The sequence below is a fragment of the Trichococcus flocculiformis genome (genome assembly GCF_900113645.1).
Lineage (GTDB): Bacteria > Bacillota > Bacilli > Lactobacillales > Aerococcaceae > Trichococcus > Trichococcus flocculiformis.
This window is the reverse complement of record NZ_FOQC01000108.1, coordinates 1-1,044: the sequence shown is the minus strand read 5'-3', so window position 1 is coordinate 1,044 and position 1,044 is coordinate 1. Positions and strand designations below refer to the sequence as shown.

At 40.6% G+C, this 1,044-nt stretch carries 1 protein-coding gene and 2 tRNA genes; all 3 read right to left on the bottom strand.

Annotated features, from left to right (window positions below; genetic code table 11):
- Positions 1–341: 341 nt before the first annotated feature.
- The 3 genes from BMZ71_RS14590 to BMZ71_RS14580 all read right to left on the bottom strand — a co-directional run bounded on the left by BMZ71_RS14590 (position 342) and on the right by BMZ71_RS14580 (position 1,026).
- A complete protein-coding gene (locus BMZ71_RS14590; protein ID WP_086990925.1) occupies positions 342–671 on the bottom strand; it encodes a winged helix-turn-helix transcriptional regulator in 330 nt (109 codons plus the stop codon).
- Between the two features lie 161 nt (positions 672–832).
- Positions 833–916, bottom strand: a tRNA-Leu gene (locus BMZ71_RS14585).
- 39 nt (positions 917–955) lie between these two features.
- A tRNA-Cys gene (locus BMZ71_RS14580) sits at positions 956–1,026 on the bottom strand.
- Between the last annotated feature and the right edge of the window lie 18 nt (positions 1,027–1,044).

Here is a 1,044-nt window from a genome sequence, read left to right as displayed (position 1 = left end):
AAAGTCGTCTTTCTGCGTGAGCATGGGAATTTTTTTGCTTTTTTTCAGAAAACAGTTTAGATGAGGACCTACAAATGTTTATGCAACACTAGTGACTCTTACTATATCTTTAAAGATGCCCTTACAAAAGTACGCACTTTTTTATCAGGTACTTACCTTTTTGTAAGCTACAGCTACAATGATACCTACAACAAAAAATTGTAAAAAAAAATCCCTTTTGAAGCATTATAACGCTTCAAAAGGGAGTATGAAAATGATACAACTTTTGGCACCCGTATGGGATCACAGAAAAGGTCGGATTTGCAACCCGCTTTCCTACTTCCTATGCTGGCTTATTTTTGTTACAAGAGATTATTTTTGATATAATCCGTTCCCCAATCACTCATGCTGTTGATGATCGGTCTTAGGGAGTCACCAAGATCGGTTAATGAATATTCCACGCGGGGTGGCACTTCAGGAAATACTTCCCGTTTAACAATCCCATCAGACTCCATTTTCCGGAGATTTTCAGTCAATACTTTTTGGCTGATACCATCAACCAATCGGTGCATCTCGTTAAACCGCTTGGTTCCAGTCAACAATTCGCGCATTATCAACAGTTTCCATTTATTTCCGATCAGATCAACGGTTGTCGCAACCGGACAAAATGGCAATTCTTCTTTGGTCAGCATCTTTTTCACCTCTTAGATATCAAGTTTCTTTTTGTAAGTTACAACGAATTATATACTTAAAATGAAAAAATTTCAAATATTCCTTTTATTTTTGTGTATAACTATGCAAAAAAAACAGGCTTCCAACGATGATGTCATCGTCAGGAGCCTGTTTTGTGTGATACCGGCGGCCGGGGTCGAACCGGCACGCCCTTGCGGGCACTGGATTTTGAGTCCAGCGCGTCTGCCAATTCCGCCACGCCGGCATGATATGAAGAATGCAATTTTCCATCTTACTCATGGAAAGGCGGTAACCGGATTTGAACCGGTGATAGAGGTTTTGCAGACCTGTGCCTTACCACTTGGCTATACCGCCGAGATGTTGCTATTTGAA

Excerpts from the sequence above, each read along its gene's own strand:
- BMZ71_RS14590 (WP_086990925.1), bottom strand. The coding sequence starts at position 671 with ATGCTGACCAAAGAAGAATTGCCATTTTGTCCGGTTGCGACAACCGTT.